Below are 25,449 nucleotides of genomic sequence, written 5' to 3' on the forward strand. Positions count from 1 at the left end.
ACTACGTCTATTCGGGCGTTTGTCGCCAGCTCCACGCGACCGACTGTTCGCTTCGAGAAACGATAGAATTTCTCGCTTCTGTCGAATCCCATCATTCCTGCTTCATTTACAGTGCAACAGCCGGTATACAGGACCTCTTACTCATCGGGCGGGTCTACCGACGGTCCGGATACTGACTTGCGATGCTTCCACTCACACGCATGTCGACGCACCTCACGGTCGCCGGCGTTGATGCCACAACCTTACTTCGCTTCGATCGAGATGTCCTCCGACGCACACTGGGGACAGTGTGACCACCGATCGGCGTTTTTCCCATTCCCGGTCCTGATAGGGAGAACATCAGTTTTCGCCATACAGTCGAAACACGTGATCCGGACCGCATCAGTGACGCTGTAAGGCATATCCGGAAGTGGTTGCTGGCCTCAGAAAAGCACATAGGTGATGACATTCCCCAAAGCGTCGACACACTTCATGTTCGCCGACATCGACGACGCAACCTTACGCCGGCTCGATCGAGATGTCCTCCGATCCACAGCGGGGGCAGTGCGACCACCGTTCAGGATCCTTGCAGTTGCCGGATTGGACAGGATCGACATCAGTTTTCGCCGTACAGTGGAGGCACGTGATCCGCACAGCGTCGGTAACGGTGGACGCCATATCGAGGAGTGATTCCTCGACACCCGAAAAGCATACCGGTGCTCAACTATCCCGATCGCTCGGGCGATACCGCCGTTGAGTGGCCGAACGAGTTGCATCTCCGGATCCTCGGGATCGCTTATTGCGTCCAGCGCCGGAGTGCGAGCGCGGCTGTCAACAGCAACAGGACAAACATGACGTCGACGCCGTCGACGCTAGCGACCTGGAGTGTCTGCGTAGTGGGGCCGATCGTTGTCACGGTAAGCGTACCTTCCGACGAACAGTCGGCGACAACATCGCCGCTGTTGTATAACTCGATCACGCGGAGCAGCTCCGGAAACTCGACCTCGATGCCGCTGATCGAGCCGTTGCTGTTGTACGCATCGATCACCGTCAGGAGGTCTCGGAACCCGACCTCACAATCCGCACCGGGGATCGGGACCGGTGCTGCCGTTTCTGTCTGCATAGTGGTGGAGGCTACGGCCGTGGATGGTGCGAAGGCGGCCATGAGCACCAACACAGCAACGGCCCATACGCGAGAATCCACCATACGTGTCATTTAATTGTGGTTCGTGAAGAAGAGTGCTCCGGACGCGGCGATTAACACAGAAGTGAGCCATGAAGCCCGAGTACTCTCTCCCACCATCGACGACTGCGTCACCTGCGATAGGTCAGTCCGCCAAACAGCGGGAACGTGACCAGCATGTCGGACCCGTCAAGTATCCCGGTCGGCGTACTCGAGGTAGCCCTGCAGGAGTTCCTGCCTGTCGAACCCATCGTGGGTCGGTCCGCTCTCGGGGGCGGTTCCGAAGGTCACAACGAACTCGTCGAGGCTGACCCGCTCGATGCGTGCAGCCTTGTACGCGATGCCGTCCAAGTGGTAGGTGCGCTAAGCAAGTGGGCGATCGGTGGCATGAGCAGCTGCTTTGGAAACTCACTCTGGAAGGCGTCCGGCGAGGGGCCGGACGATGGATCCTCGTTACAGTTGGCGCTGGAATCGTACTCCAAGCGCCATCCAGCAGTTGTGAATCGAGCCGTATGAGCTTTCTGGCCCTGTCTTCTATCCGGATTCGCTCGATGCAGAGACCGTCGGTCGTCGTGCAGGTGATATCGTGGAGTGTCACGAGTGTGAGTTGGACGACAACGCAGACAAGAATGGTGCACTGATATCGGAATGCAAGCCTTGGGCAAGTTCTTAAGATCAGAGGGTCCACCTGGCATGACGCTGAGGGGCGAAGCTTTTGCCCGCCGCCCGCCCAGTAGGGGTATGGATCTCTTCCGCAGCGTCGGCGCCGTGGCGTCGGCTTCCGGCGACGGCGTCGTCGACTGGGCGGCGGTCTCCGAGGCCGCCAAGTCCGGGACCGACCCCGGCTCGCTCGACCTCTCGGCGGCCGACCGCGAGGGGTACGCGACCGACGTCCGCGACGCCCGGGACCGCATCCGCGAGGTCGGCGGCGTCGAGTTCGACGTGCCCGAGACGGTGTCGCTCCAGAACCGCCACCACTGGATCGACGCCAACGTCGACACGTTCCGGCGGCTGATCGAGCCGATGGCCGAGGAGTTCGACCAGCCGCTGTTCCCCGGTGCCTCCCGCGTCGTCAACACGGGCTCGATGTCGTTCTCGCTTGCCTTCCTCGGCCGGCACGTCCTCGGGCAGTACGACCCGCTCCTGCTGGCGGAGGCCGACCGCGGCCGAACGTCGCCGCGGTCCGCGTCTACCGACGACGGCCCGACCCACGAACTGTACTTCGTCCACCCGAACATCGAGCGCACCGCCAGAGAACTGAACGTCGACTTCCCGCGGTTCCGGCGCTGGATCGCGTTTCACGAGGTGACCCACGCCGCGGAGTTCGGTGCCGCGGAGTGGCTGCCGGGCTACCTCGAATCACGGATGCGCGACACGGTGACCGAACTCGCTGCCGGCGGGCTGAACCGCGAGGCGTTCTCCGAGCTCGACGCCGCGATGACCGCCGTCGAGGGGTACGCCGAACTGCTGATGGATCGGGCGTTCGACGAGGAGTACGACGACCTTCGCCGGAAAATCGACGCCCGGCGGGGCGGCGGCGGACCGGTCGATCAGCTGATCCGGCGGCTGCTCGGGCTCGGGCTCAAGCGCCGGCAGTACGAACGCGGCGCGGCGTTTTTCACCGCTGTCGCCGACGCCGAGGGGCTGGAGACCGCCGGGAGAGTGTGGGACCGCCCGGAGAACCTCCCGACGGACGCGGAACTCGACGATCCCGAGCGCTGGCTCGCCCGGATCGAGTAGCTACCACTCCCGCTCGGACATGTCCGGCGTGTCGGGCATCACGTCCCGGAGGTTCCGGACGACGAACCACGTCACGACGGCGCCGACGACGAGTCCCCCGACGCCCGCGAGCAGTGCAAAGCGGGTGCTGGAGCCGGCCTGAATCGACACGAGCACGCCGGAGAGACCGATGAGCAGCACGAAGCCGGCCTGCAGCACCAGCGAGCCGTTGTTCCCGTCACCGCCCATCGCACAGCCTCCCGTTCATGGCTCCAGAGAGGGCGTTCGACGGCTTGAACGCGGCGGTTGCGCCGCCCTGTGCCAGCCCACAAGACACCTATACCCCGCACTCGCCCCCGAACGTATGGGCGAACACGCAGCCGTCGCGGCCATCGACGATCCCGTCACAGTCGAGCGAATCGCCGCCGATCTCCGCGATCTGGGCGTCGATGCGGGTGACACCCTCCTCGTCCACACCTCGCTCTCCGAACTCGGCTGGGTCGCCGGCGGGCCACAGGCCGTCGTCGACGCGCTCCAGCGCATCGTGACCGCGGACGGAACCGTCGTGATGCCGACCCACTCGACGCAGTACAGCGACCCGTCGGTCTGGACGAACCCCCCGGTCCCGGACGACTGGATCCCGCAGATCCGCGAGTCGATGCCGGCGTTTCGGCCCGCGGTGACGCCGAGCCGCGGGATGGGCGCGGTCGCGGAGTGTTTCCGTGACTACCCGGAGACGGTGCGGAGCAGCCACCCGCTGTACTCCTTCGCGGCGTGGGGCGCCGACGCCGAAGCGATCGTCGCGGACCACAGCTTCGAGAACGCGATGGGCGAGGAGTCCCCGCTCGCGCGGGTGTACGACCGCGACGGCTCGGTGCTGCTGCTCGGGACCGACCACGCGTCGAACACGTCGCTGCACCTCGCGGAGTACCGCGCCGACATCGACGCCGAGCGAGTGACCGAGACCGCGCCGGTCCTACAGGACGGCGAGCGAACGATGGTCGAGTGGACCGACATCGACCACGAGAGCGGCGACTTCCTCGTGGCCGGGTCGACGTTCGAGGGCGAGCATCCCGAGTCGGTCGAGACGGGGGAAGTCGGGGCGGGGGCGGCGACGCTCGTCGACCAGCCGGCGCTGGTCGACTTCGCCGCCGAGTGGCTGAGCGAGCATCGCTAAGTCGCCACTGTGGGAGCTCAGGGGGTTCGGTGGCACTCTTCCGGCCTTCCTACCTCATCCAGGTCGATTCCTAGACCTTCCAGCACGTCCTTTTCCACTTCCCGGGAGTCGATGGACTCGCCCGCCTCACCAGTGTGGAGGGCCACCGCTTCGTCGAGCATCGCCAGCGCCCCTTCACGGGTTTCGCCGACCGAAGCAACGCCCAGATCTTCGTCGACAGCCGACCAGTTCCCGGCGTCCTCGTTCCACGACAACGAGATGTTGCGAGACGCTGGGTGGGCAGCGGTCGAACCGTGTTTCGGTGTGTCAGTGCCCATACGCGTACGTGGCGCCATCGCGGCAAAATCGTTCGGTCGACTCCTCGCCGACTCCGCTGACCGACACCGTTTACCTCCGGGACCCACTCCACCCCACAATGCGAATCCGGGGACCGATCGTCGACGTTGGCGAGCCACGGACCGCGGGCGGGTCCGACCTCGTCGAGCTCACGATCCGGCCCGAGCGCGGCGCCGCCGACCCGACGACGGTGACGCTGTGGAACAAGTGGGCCGAGACCGCCGACTACGCCGAGGAAGGGATGGAGCTGCTCGTCACCGACGCCGAGGAGTCGGCGTTCCGCGGCGAGACCACCTACGAGACGACGCCCGACTCGTGGGTCGTCCTCGAACCGGAGTTCCTCGTCGACGTGACCGCCGTACGCTCGTGGGTGCAGTGCCCGCGGATGTACTACCTGAACAAGCTCTCCGGCGTCCCGCTCAAGTACCCCGTCGTGAAGGGGACCGTCGTCCACGAGGTGTTCGGCGACCTGCTCCGCGGGCGCGACCTCGACGACGCCATCGACCACCGCGTTGCGGAGGCGGGCCTCGAACTCGGCGCACTGGGCTACGACCGCGAGGAGGTCGAGAACGAGGTTCGCAGGAACGCCGCCGCTGTGGAGGGATGGCTCGAACAGGGCACCCTCACCGAAGAGGACACGTGGCGCTCGGAGTACACGCTGATCTCGCCGACGTTCGGGCTGAAGGGGCGCGCCGACGCGCTGCGCCGTGGGATGCCCGTGGAACTCAAGACCGGGAAGAACACCAAACGCGAGCCGCGGTTCCAGGACAAGATGCAGGCGGCCTGCTACGCGCTGATGCTCGAAGAGCAGGGCGTCGAAGCGGACACTGGCACGCTGCTGTACACGAAGAACACCGTGCTCGAACGCAGCGAGGAGACGGGCGACCTCGCGCCGGCGAAGGAGTTCTCCGTCGGCCCGGGGCTGCTGAAGTTCGTCGTCCGCACCAGAAACGAGCTGGCGGCGATGGAGTTCGACGCCTCGGTGCCGACGGGGTTCGAGGCCGACGCCAACTGTCAGTACTGCTTCGAGCAGGACACCTGCATGGTCGTCTCCGGCCGGCTCGATCAGGAGTCCAAAGCCGGGCAGATCGGTCAGCCGCTCCCGCCCGAGGAGCGCGCGTACGTCGAGGGGTTCTACCGAGGAATCGAGGCCGAGCGCCGCGAGGTCCACGCCGAGTACCGCAAGCTCTGGGAGCAGAACGCCGAGGAGCGCGCCGCCGACGACCGCGCGCTGCTCGACCTCGAACCGCTGGGGCGGGAGGAGCTCCCGGGCGGGCGCTGGCGCCTGCGAGCCCGCAAGCCCGACGACGCCGTCTCGAAGCTCCGGGAGGGCGACGTGGCGCTGGCCAGCGACGGCGACCCCGTCTCGGGTCACGCCGAACTCTGCCGGATTCAGTCGCTCGGAACGGGGAAAGCCGGCGCCGAGATCGTCGTCGAGGCCGACGAGCCCGTCGCCGTGTGCCGGCTCGACGTCTACCCCTCCGAACTCTCGGTGGATCGGATGCTCACCGCGCTCCACGACGGCGTGCTGAAGGGCGATCCCGACCGGAAGGACGTGCTGTTCGGCCGAAGGGAACCGGAGTTCTCGGGGCCCGAACGCGAGTACATCGACAACAACGAGGCCCAGAACGACGCCGTCAACCTCGCGACCCGCGCCGAGGACTTCGCGCTGGTCCACGGTCCGCCCGGGACGGGGAAGACGTACACCATCGCGCAGACGGTGAAAGCGATGATCGAGCAGGGCGAACGCGTGCTGCTCTCTGCGTTCACCAACCGCGCGGTCGACAACGCGCTCGAAGCGGTCCGTGAGGCTGGCGTCGACGACGAGGAAATCGTCCGCGTCGGCACCGATTCCGGCATCCGCGAGGACATGACGGACCTCCACCTCGAGGAGGCCGGCGACCCGGGCGAGCGCATCGCGGAGCTGAAGGAGGCGTCGCTGGTGGCCGCGACGACCGCCTCCTGTGGCTCGCGGGTGATGCGCGAGGAGGCGTTCGACGTGGCACTGGTCGACGAGGCGTCCCAGCTCACCGAGCCGGCGACGCTCGCGGCGATCAACCTCGCCGAGCGGTTCGTCCTCGTCGGCGACCACGAGCAGCTTCCCCCGGTGGTGCAGGCCGAGGGCGGCGAGACGTGGACCGAGGGGTTCGGCGGTCCCACGGCCGCGGATGGTGGGACGGCGACCGAAGGACGTGGATCGATCGGCGGCGACGACCGGGCGCCCCGGCTCGACCTTTCGACCTCGCTGTTCGAGCGCCTCCACGAACTCGCGCCCGAGGCGTCGGTGCTGCTGGACCGGCAGTACCGGATGGCCCAGCGCATCCAGGCGTTCCCCTCCCGGGAGTTCTACGACGGCGCGCTCCGACCCGCGAACGGCGACGTGGCCGCACAGCAGATCTCGGACCTCTCCGATGTCGACGCGGACGCGCTGCCCCCGAGTCTGCGCGACCCCGTCGCGTTCGTCGATCCAGACGGGGCGCGCGAGGGGAACACCAACCCCGCGGAGGCCGACCGCGTCGCCGAGATCGTCGAGCAGTTCGTCGCCGCGGGCGTCGACGAGGACGACATCGGCGTGATCGCCCCGTTCCGGGCACAGGTCGCGGAGATCTCTCGCCGGGTCGACGCCACGGTCGACACGGTCGACCGCTTCCAGGGGTCGAGCGAGGAGGTGATAATCGTCTCCTTCGTCGCGACGGGCGAGCTCTCGGGGCCGATCTACGACGATCCGCGGCGGATGAACGTCGCGCTCACGCGGGCGAAGAAGTCGCTCGTGCTCGTCGGCGACGCCGGCGCGCTCGGCTCCGAGCCGTTCTACCAGCGCATGTTGGAGTGGGCACGTCGGTAAGAAGCGTCAATAGTCGAATGTGAACCTTCAAGTTTAGGTCAGTTGACGGGAGATTTCGCCGGTCAGCGTGGGGCTGGCCCACAAGCCTTTTGTTCGGGTTCCCCGTCACTCCCGATTAACGATGAGGGGAGCGCACGCATGAAGCTGGCAATGATCGGGTTCGGTCAGGCCGGCGGGAAGATCGTCGACAAGTTCGTCGGCTACGACGCCGAGAACGGCTCGAACATCGTTCGGGCCGCCGTCGCGGTCAACACGGCCAAGGCCGACCTGATGGGGCTCGACAACATCCCGGAGAGCCAACGGGTGCTCATCGGGCAGTCCCGGGTGAAGGGCCACGGCGTCGGCGCCGACAACGAACTCGGCGCCGAGATCGCCGAGGAGGACATGGACGAGGTGCAGGGGGCCATCGACTCCATCCCGGTTCACGAGGTCGACGCGTTCCTCGTGGTCGCCGGCCTCGGCGGCGGGACGGGCAGCGGCGGCGCGCCCGTGATCTCCAAACACCTCAAGCGAATCTACACCGAGCCCGTCTACGGGCTGGGGATCCTGCCGGGCTCGGACGAGGGGGGTATCTACACCCTCAACGCCGCGCGATCGTTCCAGACGTTCGTTCGTGAGGTGGACAACCTCATGGTGTTCGACAACGACGCGTGGCGGAAGACCGGGGAGTCCGTCCAGGGCGGCTACGACCAGATCAACGAGGAGATCGTCCAGCGCTTCGGGCTGCTGTTCGGCGCGGGTGAGGTCGAGCAGGGCGGGGAAGTCGCCGAAAGCGTCGTCGACTCTTCGGAGATCATCAACACGCTCTCCGGCGGCGGCGTCTCCACCGTCGGCTACGCCAGCGAGGAGGTCGAGAACGCCGGCGGCGGCAACGGCGGCCTGCTCTCCCGGCTCACCGGCGGCGAGGAGGAAGACGAGCTCGACACCGCCCACACGACCAACCGGATCACCAGCCTCGTCCGGAAGGCGGCGCTCGGACGGCTCACGCTGCCCTGCGAGATCGAGGGTGCCGAGCGCGCGCTGCTGGTGATGGCCGGCCCGCCGAAGTACCTCAACCGCAAAGGCATCGAGCGCGGGCGGAAGTGGCTCGAGGAGCAGACCGGCTCGATGGAGGTCCGCGGTGGCGACTACCCCGTTCGGGGGGCGAACTTCGTCGCCAGCGTGATCCTGCTGTCGGGCGTGAACAACGTCCCGCGGATCAAGGAGCTCCAGCAGGTCGCGATCGAGGCCCAGGAGAACATCGAGGACATCCAGGAGGAGAGCGAGGAGAACCTCGACGAGCTCGTCAACGACGACGACGACGAACTCGAGTCGCTGTTCTGAGCACGCTTCCCTCGTGCACGTCGTCGTTCCCTTCGCTGCCGACCGTCCGAAGACCCGTCTCGCCGACACGCTCGACACCGACGAGCGACGCGAGTTCGCCGACGCGATGCTTCGGGACGTGCTCGCGGCGCTCGACGCGGTCCCGCGGCCCCTCGACGTGACGGTGCTCTCGACGGGTCCCGTCGACGCCGTGGATGCCGCGGTCGAGATCGACGAGCGCGCGCTCACACCCGCCGTGAACGACCGCCTCGATACGGCGCCGACGGCGGTCGTGATGGCCGACCTCGCGCTCGCGACCTCCGACGCGCTCGCGGACCTGCTCGGCGCCGAGGCCGACCTCGCGATCGCCGCCGGGCTCGGCGGCGGCACGAACGCCCTGCTCGCTCGTGATCCGGCGTTTCACGTCGACTACCACGGCACCTCCTACTGCGATCACCTCGCGATCGCCCGCGAGGCAGGGCTCTCGATCCGCGAGGTGGACTCGCGGCTGCTCGCGGTCGACATCGACGAGCCTGCAGACCTGCCGGAGCTGTTGCTCCACGGCGACGGCGCGGCGCGGGACTGGCTGGAAGATGCCGGGTTCGAGCTCTCGGTCGGCGGCGGGCGGGTCGAGGTGGTCCGGGAGTGAGCCGGGCCGCCGGGGTGAAAGCTTCTTACTCGTCCCCCCGCCACCTCCGAGCGTGATCCCGGGCGCCGACGAGTACGGTATCGACCTCTCGGTCAGCGACGCCGAGGTCGACCGCCTGCTCGACGTGACGCCCGACGACGTCTCGGCGGCCGACGCGCTGACGTTCTCCCGGAACGTGTTCATCCCGCTCACCACCGCCTGCCGCTACACCTGCACCTACTGCACCTACTACGACGTGCCGGGCGAGGCCGACCTCATGTCGCCCGCAGAGATCCGCGAGGAGTGCCGCATCGGCGCCGACGCGGGCTGTACGGAGGCGCTGTTCACGTTCGGCGACGACCCCGACGACCGCTACACCGCGATCCACGACCAGCTGGCCGAGTGGGGCCACGGCTCGATCCACGAGTACCTGCGCGAAGCCTGCGAGATCGCGCTGGAGGAGGGGCTGCTCCCCCACGCCAACCCCGGCGACCAGACCCCCGAGCAGATGGCGGAAGTCGCCGACGTGAACGCCTCGATGGGCGTGATGCTGGAGACGACCGCGGACGTACAGGCCCACTCGGGCGGCCGGCGCAAGACGCCCGGCCAGCGGCTCAACACCATCAAGAACGCCGGCGAGCTCGGCGTCCCGTTCACCACGGGGATCCTCGTCGGCATCGGCGAGGGGTGGCGCGACCGTGCCGAGAGCCTGCTCGCGATCAGGGAGCTCCACGAGCGCTACGATCACGTGCAGGAGGTGATCGTCCAGAACGTCGTCCCGAACGAGCGCTCGGACTTCGAGAAACCCAGTCTCGAGACGATGCGCCGGACGGTCGCGATGGCCCGCGCCGCGCTGCCCGAAGAGGTCTCGGTGCAGGTGCCGCCGAACCTCTCGCCAGCCCGCGACCTGCTCGACTGCGGCGTCGACGACCTCGGCGGCGTCTCGCCGATCACGGACGACTACATCAACCCCGACTACGAGTGGCCCGCACTGCGGGAACTGGGCGAGATCGCCGATAGCGCGGGCGTCCCGCTGTACGAACGACTCCCGACGTACGACCGTTACCTCCCGGCGGATCTGCGCCGGGAGGGGTTCGACGGCCGCGTCGCCGACCCGCCCGCGAACGGCGGCGAGTGGCTGCCCCAACCGGTCCGCGAGCGCGTCGCCGAGGACGACGCCCACGGCCGGCGGTTCCGGGCGGTCGCGCGGCGGGCGGGACCCTTGTCGGTCCCAGAGTAAGCCGACTGTCGGCGATATCTGTTCCCGGAGCTTGCTGCGCTGAGTTACTACCGAAGTGAGGATCATTCGCTAAGTGCAGGTGAGCTACTCTCCGCGAGCGAACGAAGTGAGCGAGCGGGCCGAGGAGGCCCCGAAGGGGCCGACGACGGCTTTTGGTCGAGCTTTTGCCAGGGAGCGAGCGAAGGAGTCCCACGGGGGACATTCAGCGGGCCGCCCGTCGGCCGAGAATGAAAACAAGCAACGCGAGCAGCAACGCGCCGCTGACCGTCTCGACGGTAGTCAGCACCCGTCCAACGCCGACCGGTTCGAAGCCGCCGAAGCCGAAGGCCGTGAACACGAGCGTCGAGTAGTAGATTAGTCCCGCCAGCAAGGAGGGATCCGCCGCGAGGCTCGCGTACGTTATCGGATCCCCGCCGACTGGCTGAACCCACCCGCCGAGGGGGTAGATTAACGCGAAGCCGAAAATCGTGATGGCGCTGTATCCGACGGCGCGCCACGGGCTCTCGCCGTAGAGCAGCGTGGCGCGCGCCACCGACGCCCGACACCAGCGGGCACCAGCGACGAGAGTTTCCTCTGCGCTCTCACCTTCGCTCGTCGCCCTCTCCCAGTAGCCCCGCCGCTGGAGGTCCTGCCGGCGGACGAAACACCGGCTCTGTAGGCGGGGAAGCGCGTGTCTCCGGCCGAGTTCCTCCAGTGCCCGGTAGTAGCTCTTGGCCTTGTCGATGTCTCCTTCCCCGTCCCCGTAGTCAGGGTCGTAAACACAAAGCGGGCGCGAGCGGACGGCCGTGAGAGTGTACTCGGATCGCCCCGTCGCCGGCTGGCCGAGGAACGCGGTGTCCTCGTCAACCCGCACGTCTCCGAGGACCGCACCGGCGAGTTTGGCCCCCCGCAAGTCCGCACCGAAGAGGGTCGCCCGACTCAGGAGCGCCCGCTCGAAGGTCGCGTCGTGGAGGGTGGCGTCGACGAAGGACGCGTCAGTCAGATCGGCTCCGGCGAAGTTCGCACCGGGGAGCGACACATCCTCGAAGTCAGCGTCGCCGTCGAAAACCGCGTCGCGGAACTTCGCGTCGCCGGGCGCGTCCCATCCGAACTGGACACCGCCCACGAAGGTCGCCCCGTCGAACCTGAGGGCCCCGAACTCGATGCGAGTGAACGTCGTATCCCGCTCGAAGGTGGTTCGCGTGAAATCGCTTTTTCCCGCGAATGTGACACCGCGGAACCGGGCGTCGTCCGCGAATGTGGCGCGGCGAAACCGGGCCGTCGACTCGAACATCGCGTCGCGAAAGTTTCCGTACCCGTCGAACTCTGCACTTTCGAACTTGGCGACCCCGCCGAAGACGGTTTTGTAGAAACTGGCGCCCTCCGGAAAGGCGGCCATGGCGAACAGTGCCCTTTCCCCGAACTCGGCTCCGGTGAAGAGGGCGTGCCCCCCGAAACGAGTCTTGGAGAATACGGCATCCCCGGCGAAGGATGCTCCCCGGAACGTGGTTGCGCTCTCGAAAACTGTCTCGTGAAAGGACGCGTCGTCCCCGATTACGGTGCCGGCGAATCGAACGTCGCCCTCGAACACCGTATCGCCCCAGTCGACATCCCCCGAGACCTCGGCGTGGGACAGGTCCAAGTCCCCGATAACCCGCTCGGTGCGCCGGTCCCCAGGGGCGAGAGACCAGAACGTCGCGTTAACGAACTGCTGGGCCCGGTTCCGTTCCGTTTCGCTCCCGTACTCGGCGTCCATCACGTCGAGCAGGGCGTCGAGTGCCTCCCCTTCGGCCTTCGCGTCAAGCGGGCGGTGGAAGACACAGAACTTCTCCTCCTCGCTCGTATCGTGGGGGCACATCCAGACACCGTCGTCGTTCAGCACTTCATCGGAGACGTAGCACGTCTCCGCGCCGTCCCCATCCCACGTCTCGGGATCCAGGACGTACGCACAGCCGCCATCCGTGTCAATCACAACACACTCGGCCCCCGCACATCCCTTTAAACTACGGGTCGGCGGTCATTACGCACCGGCCTCGTGGATACCAACGACCGCTCAGCGGTCGAGCGTACTCTGCGATACTTCTCGCTTTCGTGCCTTGAGGAACAGGTCCTTCGCCTCGTCTGTCGAAATCGGTTATCCGTCTCCCTCGGACTGGTAGGGCTCGCCAACCGCGTGCTGGGGGAGGGTGCTCATCACCTCGCTCGCGAGATCCTCGGCGGAGTCGAACCGCTCGGCGCCCGAGTCGCCGACCACGTCCGCCAACTGCTCGGTGCCGTCAGCCAGTAGCAGCGTGACGTCCCCGCAGGCGTCGACGGCCGCCGCGCGATCGACCGGGTAGTCGAGGTCGGCCAGCGCCGCGTCGAGTTCGTTGAGTTTGATCTCTCGGTCCACACCGGTCCGTGGGGCGCCACACGCATAGTTGTACACTGCGTACTCGGGGGCGATCCGAGGCCAGTAGCTCTTTGCGACGGGCGGTCTTGCCGTCGCGTATGCAGACACTCACCGCACTGCAGTTCGGGCTGAGCGGCGAGCTGTTCGGCGTCTCGCTGTCGGCGCTGGCCGGCCGGGTGCTGGCGTTCGTCGCCGGCTTCCTCGTCACGATGCTGATCGGCCGCGTCGTCCTGATACCGCTGCTGCTCCGTGTCTTGCGGGCTCGGGGTTTCACCGAGGCGCTGCGCGGGCTAACGAAAAGCGCCGCCAACGCGCTGGTGCTGTTCGCGGCCGTCGCCGTCGCGTTCATGGCCGCCGGCTTCCCCAGCTTCCTCACCGCGGCGGCGACGCTGTCGGGCGCGCTCGCGCTCGCGCTCGGCTTCGCCGCGCAGGACCTCGTCGGTAACTTCGTCGCCGGCGTGTTCATCATCAAGGACAAGCCGTTCGAGGTGGGCGACTGGATCGAGTGGAACGACAACTCCGGCCGGGTCGAGCAGATCGACCTCCGGGTGTCGACGGTCCGGACGTTCGACAACGAGCGCATCACGGTTCCGAACAGCGAGCTCGCGAACAACGCGATCACCAACCCCGTAGCCTACGAGACGCTCCGACAGAAGTTCGTGTTCGGGATCGGCTACGACGACGACATCGAGCTCGCCCGCGAGGCGATCGTCGAGGAGATCACCGCCGTCGACGGCGTGCTGACCGATCCGGAGGTGACCACCCGCGTCACCGAACTCGGCGACTCCGCGGTCGGCATCCAGGCGCGGTTCTGGATCGACGACCCCGACCGCGGCGACTACGTCGCGGTCCGCAGCGAGGCGGTCAAAGCGGTAAAGGAGCGCTTCGACGACGAGGGGATCGACATGCCGTACGTCCACCGCCAGCTGGTGGGCGAAGTGGACGTAAACGAGCACACCGAGTCCTAGCTCAGTCCAGCAGCGGCGTCCCGTCGGCCTGCGGCCCCAGCTTCGGCCCGTACGGCCCGCCGTCGATCTCGACACGGCGGGTCTGCTCGTAGTCCGTCGAGCGTTCGGCGAGCGGGCGGCCGATCGCGCTCACCATCTCCGCGTAGTCGGCGACGCTGCGGAACTCGCCGTACTCGCCGCCGGCGCGCTTGGTGATCTCCTCGGAGAGGATCGTCCCCATGAAGTCGTCGGCACCGCAGTTGAGCAGTTTGAGGCCGTGCTCGTCGCCTGACTTCACCCAGGAGGACTGGATGTGCTCGACGTTGTCCAAGAAGAGGCGCGCGACGGCGACGAGCAGTTCGTCCTCGTCCCGGGTGGCGCCGCCGTCGACGACGCCCGCCTCGTACAGCGGCGTGTTCTGGTGGATGAAGGAGAGCGGAACGAACTCCGTGATCGCGCCCGTGCGGTCCTGCAGGTCCCGGATCACCTGGAGGTGTTTCGCACGGTGCATCTCGTTCTCGACGTGGCCGTACATCATCGTCGAGGTGACGGGCAGCCCCGCGGCGGCGGCGCCCTCCATCGCGTCGACCCACTCGCCGGTGTCCATCTTCCCCGGGCAGATCACGTCCCGCACCTCGTCGACGAGGATCTCCGCCGCGGTACCGGGCGCCGAATCGAGTCCCGCCTGGCGGAGCCGGCCGTAGATCGACTCGTAGGAGCGGTCGGTCCCCCGGCGGGCGTGGTACGCCTCCTCCGGCGTCATCGAGTGGAGGTGGACGCCGCCGACTGACATCGCCTCCAGCTGCTCGACGTACGTCCCGGGGTCGGTCTCGTAGCGCTCGGGGGGTTTGTAGTTCACCGCCCGGGCCGGGTCGTCGTAGCCTTCGAGGATCTCCCGGTGTTCCGCGTCCAGCGCGAACGCGGGGTGGAGGCCCGAGACGGACGTGACCTCGTAGATGCCGCGTTCGAGGCCGTCACGCACCGCCTCGCGACTCTCGGCGGGCGTCTTGGTGAACCCCGAGTGCTCGACGTCGGATCCCTTCTCGAACGCGCTGTCGGGGTTCTTGAAGTTACAGAACAGACAGCCCGTGTTGCAGGCGGTCGTGACGTTGTTGTTGAGGTTCGCGACGAACGTCACCGTGTCGCCGACCGCCTCGGCGCGCCGGCGGTCCGCGAGTTCGAGCACGCGCTCCTTCCGTGCGGGGTCGACCCCCGGCGACTCGGTGCCGGTCGTCAGCAGTTCGACGGCGTCGTCGACGGTCAGTCGCTCCCCGTCGGCGGCCTTGGCGAGCGCGTTCTCGAACGACTGGTCGCTCTCGGGGAGGTGCTCGAACTCCAGCGCCCCCTCGTCGAGATCCGCCGCCGTGGTCATACAGGGAGGGAACGGCCGAGCGTGAAAAACCGCGCGGTGCGGGCAACCCCGGCGGGACCGCGCCCATCGAATCACGACCGTGCATACCTCCACCCGAAGCGAAGGGGTCCTGCCCACCGATGTGAAGATTCAAGGTCGCTCCCGCCCCTGCTCCGCGTGTGACCAGCGTCAAGGAGTTCCGCGTCGACCGGGAGCCGACCGACGACGAACTGGGTCGGGGGCGGTTCGTGTTCACCGACGACTACTCCGTGTTCGACTGGGGGCCGATGCCCGACACGATCCCCGAGAAGGGCCGGAGCCTCTGTACGATGGGCGCGGACAACTTCGAACGCCTCGCCGACGCCGGCGTACCGACTCACTACCGCGGCGTGGTCGACCCCGCGGACGCCGGCGTCGACGCGCCGCCGACGGCCGGCCTCGACGCCGTCTCCGGCCCACCCCGGCAGATGGCGATCGACCTCACGGTCGTCCCGGAGCTCCCCCACGGCACGGACGGGTACGAGTACGACGCCTTCCACGCGAGCGCCGGGAGCCACTACCTCGTCCCCCTCGAAATCGTCTTCCGGAACGAGGTGCCCGTCGGCTCCAGCCTCCGGACGCGGAAGGAGCCCGAGGACGTGGGGCTCAACCGCCACCGCTGGCCCGACGAGGCCGTCTCACTGCCCGAGCCGATCGTCGAGTTCTCCACGAAGTTCGAGGAGCAGGACCGCTACCTCGACGAGCGCGAGGCCGAGGCGATCGCCGGCCACGCCGACCTCGACGACCTGCGGGAGACCGCGCTGGCGGTGAACGACGCCATCACAGAGCGCGCCGCGGAGACCGGGTTCGTCCACGAGGACGGGAAGATCGAGTGTCTCTGGGTCAACGGCGAGATCCGCGTCGCCGACGTGGCGGGCACGTTCGACGAGAACCGCTTCGCCTACGGCGGACAGGAGCTGTCGAAGGAGGTGCTCCGGCAGTTCTACAAGGCCTACGACCCCGACTGGGTCGCTGCGGTGAAAGATGCCAAAGCCGTCGCGGCCGAGGAGGGCGTCGCCGACTGGAAGTCGTTCTGCGAGGAGGCGCCCGACGAACTGCCGGCCGACGTGCGCGAGGTCGCCGGCGAGATGTACGCCGCGGGGACGAACGCCTACACGGGCTGGGAGTGGTTCGAGGCGCCCGGGATCGACGAGGCGGTCGATGCGGTTCAGGAGCTGTAACGGTCAACACTTTTCCCGGTCGCGCCGGGGGTTTCGGGGTGTGCTGCCCTCCACCGACAGCCCAATCGACCGACGCGCCGCGCTCGCGACGGGCGTCGCCGCCGCGTCGTCGCTCGCCGGCTGTACGTCCGTTCGCGAACTCCGACGGCTGTACGACGACCCGCACACCCACCACAGCGACGCTGCCCTCGGCGACCCACCCGAGCCGTGGCCGACGCTGGGCCACGACAGCCGCCGGACCGGGGCTCGGGAGACGGCGCCGGCGATTGGCGACGAGCCGACCGTCGAACGCGTCGGCGCCGGCGGCGGCGAGTTCCGGGACAACGCCCCGGCAGTAACCACAGAGGCAGTGTACGCGACCACGGTATCGTACGGGGAGAACGACCGAACCAGAGGGTTCGCTGCGACCGGCCGTGACGGCGAGCCATGGTGGGACCGACAGTGGGCAAACGACGACCCCCCCGCGCCGCCGACGATCCAAGGAGAGACCGCGCTGCTCTCCCGTGCCGGCAGGACCGTCGCCGTCGACCGCCGGACCGGGGAGGTCCGCTGGGAGTACGCCGCCGGTAACGCCGACGGCGCCCCGACAGCGGTCGGGGAGACGGTGTTCCTCCCCGGCCGGCGGCTGCTCGCACTCGACGGCGTCACCGGCGAGCGCCGCTGGGCGGCCGACGACCTACCGAACCCGCCCGGCCCGGTCGCGGCGACCGACTCGACCGTGTTCGCGGAGAGCGACGGGACGCTCTCCGCGGTCGACGCCGCGGACGGGAGCGTCCGCTGGGAGGAGAGCGTTCCCGAACCGAGCTACGACGCGCCGGTCGTCGGCGACGCGGTCGTCGCGATGATGGGTTCGGAGGGGCTCCTACAGGCGATCCCGCGGACCGACGAGGCCGAACGCTGGCAACGACAGGTCCCCGGCGGGCAGGTCGCGCCGTCGATCGCCGACGGCCGCGTGCTCGCGGTCAGTGACACGAACGACAGCCTCCTCGCGTTCGACGCCCGCACCGGCGAGACGGACTGGACGACGGATCTCGGCCCGACGGTCGACACTCGGGTCGCCGTCGGCGGCGAGACGGCGTTCGTGATGGGGTACGACGAGTCGGTCGAGGAGGACTCGCTGTTCTGTATCGACACGACGAGCGGGACGGTTCGCCGCACCGTGTCGCTCCGAACCGCCGCCGACGAACCGCTGGCGACCGAAGGAACGGGCGTCGCGCTCGCCGACGACGGCGTACTGTTCCCGGCGGGCGTCGACGGGGAGTACGGGATCTATCGGCTCGGCTGAGCGCTGCAGACAGGCGGAGGAAACGTTTTCCCCGCCGCGTGAGAGTCGAACGTCATGTTCGACGGCCTGCGACGCCGCTCAGTTCTGGCCGTGGCTGCGGGCGTCACCTCGCTGTCGGGGTGTGCCGGCGAGTCGCCCGAAGACGCCACCGAGAACGGCGAGACGGCCACCGCGACAGCGACGCCCGAAACGACGGCCACCGACCGAGGACCGACCGTGGATATCGAAGGGACGGTCGCCGCGTCGTCGATCAGGGCCGGCGAACGCGTCGTCGCAGACGTGACCGTGACCAACGAGGGCGACGAGGGCGAGGTGACGCTGACGCTCCGCCTCGGCGACGACGCCGTGGGCCAGCAGACGGTGACGCTCGGGACGGACGAGTCGACGACCGTCGAGTTCGAAACGTCGCCGGTCGATCGCTACGGTACGATCGAACTCACGGTCAACGGCGTCTCGATCGGGACAGTCGAGGTGACGCATCCGCCGGAGATCCACGTCGATCCGGACGGGAACGACGACGACGCCGGGACGGCAACGGCACCGGTGGCGACGATCCAGGCGGGGGTCGAGCGCGCGCAACCGGGCGAGACCGTTCGTGTCCACACCGGAGAGTACCGAGGGCCCGTGCTGACCCGTCGGAGCGGCGAGCCGGACGCCCCCATCACGATCACCGGACCCGCCGACGCAGTGCTGAAGCCGAACCCCGAGGACTGGCGCGGCATGTTCGAGGTTCACCACAGCCACGTCCATTTAGAGGGGCTGACGATCGACGGCCTGCTCGACCCCGACGCGCCGGAGACCGCGTCGTCGTACGTGGACAAGGCGTTGATTACCGTCTCGCCGCCATCTCGGAGCGACCCCTCGCCGGTCAGCGACGAGTACCTGACAGACATCGTCGTCACGCCCGACCGCCTCGGCAACACCCAGCGGAACATGGTCATCGTCTGGCGGACCGAGGGGGTCGAGATCGGCGAGTTCGAGGTGATCGGTCCCGCGGGCGCCGGCTGGGTTTTCAACGACAAGGAGGAGCACATCGGCGAGATCGTCTACCTCGGACAGGCACCGGCGAACGTGATTCAGGACTTCGACTGGTACCCGTGGGGGCGGTACGACGAGACCAACGACGTCCACGTCCACCACATCGACAACGCCGCGGGCCACCCACACTCCGAACTGGTCGACGCCAAACTCGGTACCCACGACGTGACGGTGGAGTACTGCACGGACGCCGGCGGCTCCCAGAACAACGAGACGTACACGGTGTCGACGGTCGCGCTTCGAGGCCACGACGCGACCGTGCGCTGGAATCGGCTCGCCGACGGCGCCGGCCACGGGATCGAAATCCGCGACCGCCGCGGCTACAACGGCCCCCGGATCGAGGCCGAGCCCCGCCACGCCGTCGAGCGCGCGGGGACGGGTAACGACATCTACGGCAACCAGATCACTGGGTTCGACGGCGAGGCGGTGACGATCACCGAGTGGGTCGACGGCGAACCGTTCGAACAGGGCTACATCTGCGGCAACGAGATCAAGGGCGAGACCGACTTCGCCCCCGAGTCGGACTGTGGTGACGCGGTGCCGGGCGGCGATGGCCTCGGCCACCTCGGCGGCGACAGCCCGTGGGAGACCTAGCTCGTGATCGGTATCTCGACCGACGGGCGTACGCGTGGAGGACAACGACCCCGTCCGGGGCGACGAGTCGAGCGAAGGGGGCTCGTCGCCCGTCGACGCCGAGTACGGGATCGACCGACTCGAGTGAGCGCGGTCTCAGCGCAGCGAGGGCAGGAGCAGCAGGGCGAGAAAGAGGTGCCAGACAATCGCCGCGTAACGGGCCTTCGAGTTTGTCTCGGGCTGGGGCGGGTGCCGGAACACGGCGTCGTAGACGAACACCGTCGCGAGAAGCGCGCCGGCGAGCAGGCCGAGCCGGAACGCCACGGAGGTAGCTGCGCCCACCAGCGACCCGCCGGCGAGGCTGGCCGCGATGGCGATCAGGATCTTGTCGTAGTAGCCGAGCGAGTGATCTACCCCCATGGTTGGCAGTAGGCGCTCGCGCCCGAAAAGCGTACCACCGGTTCCCGCCGCGGTGGATGCGACCGCGGTCACTCCGCGACGGCCGCCGCCGGCCACACCGTCACGAGCGTGCCCGTGAGAGCGACGAGACTGATCGCGCCAAACGCCGCGCTCGGGCCGCTCGCGTCGACGGCGTAGCCGAACGCCGGCAGGGGGATCGCGCTGCCGAGCATCACGCCGACGCTGACCACCGCGAAGTTCGTCCCGACGGTGTCGTCGGCCGAGAGCGCATCTGTCAGGCCGTCCCGCGCCGGCCCGGCGAGGCTCCGGGCGGCGGGGTACCCACGAGCGTGTATATACGGCGGCGACCACAACCCCTTTTACGCACGGACGAACATACCAAGTCGATGACCGCCTACACCGCGACGGTGACGGTGCGGCTGAAGCGCGGCGTGCTCGACCCGGAGGCCGAGACGACCCAGAAGACCCTCGAACGGCTGGGGTTCGAGCTCGCGGACCTGCGCTCGGCCGACCAGTTCGAGGTGGATCTGGACGCCGACGACGCCGATAGCGCCGCCGAGCGCGCCGACGAGATGGCCCGGCGGCTGCTCGCGAACCCCACGCTCCACGACTACGACGTGGTGGTGGAGGAACAGGCAGAATGACCGTTTCTCTCTCCGACGGCGACGGACAGGGTTCCGCCACCCGGAGGTGGCTTTCGTGACGGTCGCAGTCGTCCAGTTCGGCGGGTCGAACTGCGACCGCGACGCCGTGCGTGCGCTCGACCGTATCGGCATCGACGCCGAGCGCGTCTGGCACGAGGACGGCCTGCCCGCCGACACCGAGGGTGTCGTCCTGCCCGGTGGTTTCTCCTACGGCGACTACCTCCGGGCGGGCGCGATGGCCGCCCACTCGCCGATCATGGACGAAGTACGGGCGGCCGCCGAGGACGGGACGCCCGTGCTCGGCGTCTGCAACGGCGCCCAGATCGGCAGCGAGAGCCGGCTCACCCCGGGTGCGTTCACCACCAACGCCAGCGCGCGGTTCCAGTGTGAGGACGTGTTCCTGCGCGTGGAGAACGCCGACACGCCGTGGACGGCGGCGTACGACGAGGGCGAGGTGCTCTCGCTCCCGATCGCCCACGGCGAGGGCCGATTCGAGATCGAGGCCGAGCGGTACGACGAACTGGTCGACGACGATCGCGTGCTGTTCCGCTACTGCGACGCCGACGGGAACGTGACCGACGCCGCGAATCCCAACGGCTCGACGGGGAACGTGGCGGGTGTGTTGGGTGAACGGGAGACGGTGGCCGTGTTGATGCCGCATCCGGAGCGGGCGTCGTTGGCCGAGTTAGGCGGGAGTACGGACGGGCAGGGCGTGCTGGAAGGGTTCGCGTGAATTTCTGGTTTTAGCTTCCGTCGACGCGAGGTTCACGGAGCCGACAGCAACAGCATCCCGACGCTAGACCACTTGTGACCGCCGTGCGGCGGGCATGAAGCCCGGCGCAGCACGGAATCCCCACCCCTCCCCCCGCGAGCGTCGACGAGAATCTTCGATTCTCGGCTGCCAACCAGAACGCGAAGCGTTCTGGTGACGCCGACCGCTGGCGCTCGCGAGGCGTCCACCGCCACCGCACCGCGGTCGCTGTCGGCGCGAAGCGCGAGGGATGACCGACTGAGCGAAGCGAAGGAGGGAGTCGGTTGGGGAGGTCTGTGGGCTGTGCGGGGCGGTGCGGTCACAAGTGGTCAAGCATCGAGACGCTGTCGCTGTTCGCGGCCTCGAAGGACGAAAACACGCAAAAAGCTATCCAAACCCCACCAAACCCGAAACCGAAAACTACCGAGCCAGCGGCATGTTGAACGACTGCTCCTCCTCAAGCACTAGCTCCCACGTGAACTCACACTCGCACTCCACCTGCTCGAACACCGATGGATCCTGCCGCAGGTCGAAGTCCTTGATCGCGCGCTGCACACGGTCGTCGCACTCGCCGCAGTTGTGCGAGCCACGATCCGACCCGTGGCCCACCGGATCGGACACCACGATCGCGTCGACGTCCGTCGTCGTCCGGAGCACCTCCGCGACTGACCAGAGCCACGGCGGGCGGTAGCCGCCCTCGTAGAACAGCTCGTCCACCATCGTGTAGCGCTGGACGTTACAGGGGTTCATCGAGACGGTGTGACAGCCCTCGACGGCACCACAGCGTCGCACGCTCGACTTCATGTCCTCGAGCGCCTCCTGCTCCGAGAGGAACGGCGGCTTCATCAGCAGGTACGCCTTCACGCCGGCGTCGCCCGCCCGCGCCTCCGCGCAGGCGTCCTCGAAGTCCGCGAAGTCGAAGTACTTGTTCACGCAGTCGTGGCGCACGCGGTCCGTGGCTGTCTCCAGCCCCACCGCCACGTCGGTTTCGAGCCCCTGCTCGGTGAACTCCCGGACCTTCTCGCGGTCGACGAAGTCGGGGAGGGACTCGACGACGATGCGATCCCGATCCGCGAACGTCTCGGCGATCGCCTGCCGAGTCTCGGCGGACACCTCGCGCTCGTCGAGGAACGAGCCGGAGGTGTAGATCTTGATCAGGCCAGACTCCTCGTCGGCCTCCTCGGCCTCGTGATCGAGACAGTGCTGGATCTGGTCCATCAGCGCGTCGTGGCTCACGCTGCCACCCTCGACCGACTCAGCGACGTAGCCACACATCGTACAGCCGCCGGCGCGGGCCCAGCGACAGCCGCCGGTGTTGAGGATGATCGTCAGGCTCTGGTACACCCCGTCGGGGGTGTTGTCCTCGTCGATCCAGACTCGCGTGGGCTCGCGGGGGTCGTAGCTCTGGTCGTTCTCCGCGCGGATGTCGCGCATCACCTGGTTGTGCGCGTCCATCCCCCGCCCGCGTTCGTACACTTCGGGCGTCGGCTCGCTGCTCATGGCTGAACTCCGCCGGGCACGGGGAAAACGGCTTCGACAGGCCGGGACGCTACGAGCCCGCGTCCTCGGGGGGCGACGACGGCCCGAACACCCGCCACGCGGCGACGCCCGCCACTGCGCCGACGGCGTCGGCGACCAGATCGAGCCCGGACACCCCCCGTCCCGGGACGAACCCCTGCAGGAGTTCGACGCCGCCGCCGAACGCGGTCACGACGACCCCGACGGCGAGCATCGCCCGGCCCGTTCGCGAACGCAGCGCGAACAGGCTCGCCGCCGCGAGCACCGCGTAGCCGACGACGTGGAGGAGCTTGTCGACGCCGACGGGGCCGATCGTGCCGCCGCCACCGCCGCCCGGCACGAGCGAAGCGGCGAGGACGACAACCGCGACTGCGATCGGGAGCCAACGACGATCCATAGCCGTGAGTGGATCGGTGGGTCCAAAGCCATTGTGTGCCGTGGTCGTCGGGTGGGTTTATGCGGGGCGAGGCGGAACGCCCGACAATGTCCGGAGCCGACTCCTCCACCGGCCTCCTCTCGGGGAACCGTGAGCTGTTGATCACCGCCGGCGTCAGCGTGCTGGCGTTGGTGCTCCTACTCGGCGTGTTCGGCTTCGGCGGCGTCGTCGGGATCTTCGGGTTCGTCGTCTACACCGCCGTCTGGCTGGCGCTCGCCGCGTTCGTGCTGTGGCTGTTCTACCGCCTCGTCGTCGCCGTCGAGCGGATCGCCCACGCACAGCAGCGGATCGCCGCCGCGAAGAACCCCCCGAGCGGCTCGCAGGTCACCGCAGAGAACGGGACCGACGGCGACGATACCGGCGAAACCGACATCGACGGAACGGACGCCGACGGAGACGCAGTCGACGAATCCGACGCCGACGGGAACGACGCTGCGTAGCTTTCACCGCCTTCACAGGAACTTTCACACGTCCACCGCACTCGTAGACGATGAGCGGCAAGAAACGGTTCACCCCCGAAGAGTTGGCCCGCCTCCCCGAGTTCCACCACCCCCGCGTGGGGCCGGACGGCGAACGCATCGCGTTCTACTACGACGGTAGCGGCCGCAACGAACTGTACGTGCAGGAAGTCGAGCGCGGCGAGCGCCGGCAGATCAGCGACGGGGAGGTCCCCCGCGCCGCGCGCTGGCCGATCGCGTGGGGTGCCGACGGCGAACGGGTGTTCTTCCACCTCGACGACGACGGCGACGAACAGAACGACATCTGGGCGATCGACCTCGACGGCGACGCCGAGCCGGTGATCGAGACACCCGGACAGGCGTCGCTGCAGGACGTGGCCGACGACGGCCGGCTGCTCTACGCCAGCGACGAGGGCGAGCAGATGAACCTCTACCTGTTCGACCCCGCGGCCGGCGAGTCCGAGCAGCTGACCGAGAACGACGAGCCGGTCCGGGGCGGGAGCTTCGCGCCCGCCGACGACCGGATCGCCTACATGACCAACGAGACGGAGGCGATGGAGAACCGCGACGCGTACGTGATGGATCTGGAGCGCCGCGAGTCGCGCCGGCTCGACATCGGCGAGACGGGCTCCCAGACCGCCGCGGTCGACTGGCACCCCGACGGCGAGCGCCTGCTCGTCCGCGACGACACGGAGGACTTCACCAACGCCGGCGTGTACGATCTGGGGAGTGACGAGGTGCGGTGGCTCAGCGCCGGCGACGCCGAGGAGTCGCCGGAGGCGTTCGGGCCCGACGGCGACCGGGCGTACGCCCTGCGCAGCGAGAACGCCGGCCGGGCACCGATCGTCTACGACCTCGACGGCGGCGAGTCCGAGCCGCTCGACCTCGCCGAGGGTGTCGCCTCGCTGGCCGGCGGCGAGCACTTCCTCACCGACGGCCGGCCCGTGTTCACCCAGACGACGCCCGACACGCGCTCGTCGCTGCTGGCGTACGACGACGGCGCGACCGAGACGCTGATCGAGCCCGACTACGGCGACATCGACCCCGACGCGTTCGTCGACGCCGAGTACGTCACCTACGAGTCCGCGGACGGGCTGGAGATCGGCGCGCTGCTGTACGACGCGCGGGACCGGCCTGACGGCGAGGAGAGTGAGGAAACCCCCGGCGTCGTGAAGGTTCACGGCGGCCCGCACGGCCAGTCGATGCAGTCGTTCGACCTCTACGCCCAGTTCCTCGTGAGCGAGGGGTACTCGGTGCTGCTGCCGAACTACCGCGGCTCGGTCGGCCGCGGGCGGGAGTTCCAGCAGGCGATCCTCGGCGACTGGGGCGGCAGCGAGCAGGAGGATATCGCCGCCGGCGGCCGGTGGCTGGGCGACCGCGAGTTCGTCGACGAGGACCGGCTCGCGGTGTTCGGCGGCTCCTATGGCGGCTACTCGGCGTACTGCCAGCTCACGATGCACCCCGAGATCTGGACGACCGGGGTGGCATGGATCGGCATCACCGACCTCGAACTACTGTACGAGGAGTCGATGCCCCACTTCAAGGCGACGCTGGAACAGCAGCTCGGCGACCCCGAAGAGAACGAGGCGCTCTGGCGGGAGCGCTCGCCGATCACCCACGTCGGCGACATGGAGGCGCCGGTGTTCGTCGTCCACGGCGTCAACGACCCGCGCTGCCCGATCTCGCAGGCGCGGGTGTTCCGCGACGCGCTACAGGAGCGCGGCTGGGAGATGGGGCCGGACGGCGACTTCGAGTACGAGGAGCTCGAGGAGGAGGGCCACGGGAGCTCCGACGCCGAGCAGAAAGTGCGGGCGTTCGGGCTGATCGGGGAGTACCTCGAGCGGCGGCTCTAACCGATCACGGCGAGCAACCTGGCGGAACCTCTGTGTTCCGCCCACGGAGCCGATGCCGTGATCGTGTTGTAGCCAGTCACGGCGCGTGACCGCTCGCCGGCTCCGTCCGGCGAGCACGGAACTCGATGCCGTGACTGTGTGTAACCAGCCACGGCGCGTGAGCTGCCACGACCTT

General features: G+C 68.3%; 25 protein-coding genes. 14 read left to right on the plus strand and 11 right to left on the minus strand.

The features are described from left to right. Positions 1-775 precede the first annotated feature (775 nt). Positions 776-1,186: a hypothetical protein gene (locus BN1959_RS12930; protein WP_053949039.1), complete on the minus strand. Its 411-nt coding sequence runs from the start codon at positions 1,184-1,186 to the stop codon at positions 776-778. A gap of 165 nt (positions 1,187-1,351) precedes the next feature. Then, the gene (locus BN1959_RS14865; protein ID WP_154018289.1) at positions 1,352-1,513 is read right to left on the minus strand and encodes a hypothetical protein; all 162 of its coding nucleotides are present in this window, start codon (positions 1,511-1,513) and stop codon (positions 1,352-1,354) included. Between the two features lie 390 nt (positions 1,514-1,903). On the opposite strand from BN1959_RS14865, the gene BN1959_RS12935 reads away from it, so the two are divergent. Beyond that, positions 1,904-2,902 (plus strand): zinc-dependent metalloprotease, encoded by a 999-nt coding sequence (locus tag BN1959_RS12935; RefSeq protein WP_053949040.1) that lies wholly within the window; start codon positions 1,904-1,906, stop codon positions 2,900-2,902. Here BN1959_RS12935 and BN1959_RS12940 read toward each other — a convergent pair whose 3' ends face one another. Further along, positions 2,903-3,130 (minus strand): hypothetical protein, encoded by a 228-nt coding sequence (locus tag BN1959_RS12940; RefSeq protein WP_053949041.1) that lies wholly within the window; start codon positions 3,128-3,130, stop codon positions 2,903-2,905. Between the two features lie 115 nt (positions 3,131-3,245). Between BN1959_RS12940 and BN1959_RS12945 the strand changes: the two genes are divergently transcribed. Next, positions 3,246-4,058 carry an aminoglycoside N(3)-acetyltransferase gene (locus tag BN1959_RS12945; protein ID WP_053949042.1) on the plus strand — a complete coding sequence of 271 codons (813 nt, stop codon included), beginning with the start codon at positions 3,246-3,248 and terminating at the stop codon, positions 4,056-4,058. Between the two features lie 17 nt (positions 4,059-4,075). Here BN1959_RS12945 and BN1959_RS12950 read toward each other — a convergent pair whose 3' ends face one another. Further along, positions 4,076-4,375, minus strand: a complete 300-nt coding sequence (locus BN1959_RS12950; RefSeq protein ID WP_053949043.1) for a type II toxin-antitoxin system HicB family antitoxin — start codon at positions 4,373-4,375, stop codon at positions 4,076-4,078. A gap of 98 nt (positions 4,376-4,473) precedes the next feature. Here BN1959_RS12950 and BN1959_RS12955 point away from each other — a divergent pair, with 98 nt between their 5' ends. The 4 genes from BN1959_RS12955 to cofG all read left to right on the plus strand — a co-directional run bounded on the left by BN1959_RS12955 (position 4,474) and on the right by cofG (position 10,409). After that, a complete protein-coding gene (locus BN1959_RS12955) occupies positions 4,474-7,239 on the plus strand; it encodes an AAA domain-containing protein (protein ID WP_053949044.1) in 2,766 nt (921 codons plus the stop codon). 138 nt (positions 7,240-7,377) lie between these two features. Then, positions 7,378-8,562, plus strand: a complete 1,185-nt coding sequence (locus tag BN1959_RS12960; protein WP_202594689.1) for a tubulin/FtsZ family protein — start codon at positions 7,378-7,380, stop codon at positions 8,560-8,562. A gap of 13 nt (positions 8,563-8,575) precedes the next feature. After that, positions 8,576-9,190 (plus strand): 2-phospho-L-lactate guanylyltransferase, encoded by a 615-nt coding sequence (cofC, locus tag BN1959_RS12965; protein ID WP_053949046.1) that lies wholly within the window; start codon positions 8,576-8,578, stop codon positions 9,188-9,190. Between the two features lie 52 nt (positions 9,191-9,242). Next, positions 9,243-10,409, plus strand: a complete 1,167-nt coding sequence (gene cofG / locus BN1959_RS12970) for a 7,8-didemethyl-8-hydroxy-5-deazariboflavin synthase subunit CofG (RefSeq protein WP_053949047.1) — start codon at positions 9,243-9,245, stop codon at positions 10,407-10,409. A gap of 202 nt (positions 10,410-10,611) precedes the next feature. On the opposite strand, the gene BN1959_RS12975 is transcribed toward cofG, so the two are convergent. Together BN1959_RS12975 and BN1959_RS12980 are read right to left on the minus strand one after the other, a co-directional pair. Next, complete coding sequence (locus BN1959_RS12975; RefSeq protein ID WP_053949048.1) at positions 10,612-12,360, minus strand: pentapeptide repeat-containing protein; 1,749 nt, start codon at positions 12,358-12,360, stop codon at positions 10,612-10,614. A gap of 162 nt (positions 12,361-12,522) precedes the next feature. After that, positions 12,523-12,780: a DUF5789 family protein gene (locus tag BN1959_RS12980; protein ID WP_053949049.1), complete on the minus strand. Its 258-nt coding sequence runs from the start codon at positions 12,778-12,780 to the stop codon at positions 12,523-12,525. Positions 12,781-12,878: 98 nt separating this feature from the next. Between BN1959_RS12980 and BN1959_RS12985 the strand changes: the two genes are divergently transcribed. After that, positions 12,879-13,748, plus strand: coding sequence for a mechanosensitive ion channel family protein (locus BN1959_RS12985; RefSeq protein ID WP_053949050.1), 870 nt, complete (start codon positions 12,879-12,881; stop codon positions 13,746-13,748). A gap of 1 nt (position 13,749) precedes the next feature. Here the strand turns inward: BN1959_RS12985 and cofH are convergent, their stop codons facing one another. Next, positions 13,750-15,099, minus strand: a complete 1,350-nt coding sequence (cofH, locus tag BN1959_RS12990; protein ID WP_053949051.1) for a 7,8-didemethyl-8-hydroxy-5-deazariboflavin synthase subunit CofH — start codon at positions 15,097-15,099, stop codon at positions 13,750-13,752. A gap of 158 nt (positions 15,100-15,257) precedes the next feature. Between cofH and BN1959_RS12995 the strand changes: the two genes are divergently transcribed. Genes BN1959_RS12995 through BN1959_RS13005 form a run of 3 tightly spaced genes read left to right on the plus strand, consistent with a single transcriptional unit; the run spans position 15,258 to position 19,215 of the window. Then, positions 15,258-16,298 (plus strand): phosphoribosylaminoimidazolesuccinocarboxamide synthase, encoded by a 1,041-nt coding sequence (locus BN1959_RS12995; protein WP_053949052.1) that lies wholly within the window; start codon positions 15,258-15,260, stop codon positions 16,296-16,298. A 40-nt stretch (positions 16,299-16,338) separates the two neighbouring features. Then, positions 16,339-17,583 (plus strand): PQQ-binding-like beta-propeller repeat protein, encoded by a 1,245-nt coding sequence (locus BN1959_RS13000; RefSeq protein WP_053949053.1) that lies wholly within the window; start codon positions 16,339-16,341, stop codon positions 17,581-17,583. 54 nt (positions 17,584-17,637) lie between these two features. Continuing rightward, a complete protein-coding gene (locus BN1959_RS13005; RefSeq protein ID WP_053949054.1) occupies positions 17,638-19,215 on the plus strand; it encodes a hypothetical protein in 1,578 nt (525 codons plus the stop codon). Positions 19,216-19,350: 135 nt separating this feature from the next. On the opposite strand, the gene BN1959_RS13010 is transcribed toward BN1959_RS13005, so the two are convergent. Together BN1959_RS13010 and BN1959_RS14870 are read right to left on the minus strand one after the other, a co-directional pair. Further along, positions 19,351-19,614, minus strand: coding sequence for a hypothetical protein (locus BN1959_RS13010; RefSeq protein ID WP_053949055.1), 264 nt, complete (start codon positions 19,612-19,614; stop codon positions 19,351-19,353). A 68-nt stretch (positions 19,615-19,682) separates the two neighbouring features. Further along, entirely contained in the window at positions 19,683-19,844 is a 162-nt protein-coding gene (locus tag BN1959_RS14870; RefSeq protein WP_154018290.1) for a hypothetical protein, read from the minus strand. Positions 19,845-20,000: 156 nt separating this feature from the next. On the opposite strand from BN1959_RS14870, the gene purS reads away from it, so the two are divergent. Together purS and purQ are read left to right on the plus strand one after the other, a co-directional pair. After that, entirely contained in the window at positions 20,001-20,258 is a 258-nt protein-coding gene (purS, locus tag BN1959_RS13020; RefSeq protein ID WP_053949057.1) for a phosphoribosylformylglycinamidine synthase subunit PurS, read from the plus strand. A gap of 55 nt (positions 20,259-20,313) precedes the next feature. Further along, positions 20,314-20,991 carry a phosphoribosylformylglycinamidine synthase I gene (gene purQ, locus BN1959_RS13025; protein WP_053949058.1) on the plus strand — a complete coding sequence of 226 codons (678 nt, stop codon included), beginning with the start codon at positions 20,314-20,316 and terminating at the stop codon, positions 20,989-20,991. A gap of 438 nt (positions 20,992-21,429) precedes the next feature. Here purQ and BN1959_RS13030 read toward each other — a convergent pair whose 3' ends face one another. Together BN1959_RS13030 and BN1959_RS13035 are read right to left on the minus strand one after the other, a co-directional pair. Beyond that, the gene (locus tag BN1959_RS13030; protein WP_053949059.1) at positions 21,430-22,509 is read right to left on the minus strand and encodes an archaeosine biosynthesis radical SAM protein RaSEA; all 1,080 of its coding nucleotides are present in this window, start codon (positions 22,507-22,509) and stop codon (positions 21,430-21,432) included. A 49-nt stretch (positions 22,510-22,558) separates the two neighbouring features. Continuing rightward, on the minus strand, positions 22,559-22,924 hold the full coding sequence (locus BN1959_RS13035; RefSeq protein WP_053949060.1) for a VanZ family protein: 366 nt from the start codon (positions 22,922-22,924) through the stop codon (positions 22,559-22,561). An 86-nt stretch (positions 22,925-23,010) separates the two neighbouring features. On the opposite strand from BN1959_RS13035, the gene BN1959_RS13040 reads away from it, so the two are divergent. Beyond that, entirely contained in the window at positions 23,011-23,403 is a 393-nt protein-coding gene (locus tag BN1959_RS13040; RefSeq protein WP_053949061.1) for a hypothetical protein, read from the plus strand. A 50-nt stretch (positions 23,404-23,453) separates the two neighbouring features. Then, positions 23,454-25,274, plus strand: a complete 1,821-nt coding sequence (locus tag BN1959_RS13045) for a S9 family peptidase (RefSeq protein WP_053949062.1) — start codon at positions 23,454-23,456, stop codon at positions 25,272-25,274. Positions 25,275-25,449 lie beyond the last annotated feature (175 nt).

This window comes from Halolamina sediminis (assembly GCF_001282785.1).
Classification (GTDB): Archaea; Halobacteriota; Halobacteria; order Halobacteriales; family Haloferacaceae; genus Halolamina; species Halolamina sediminis.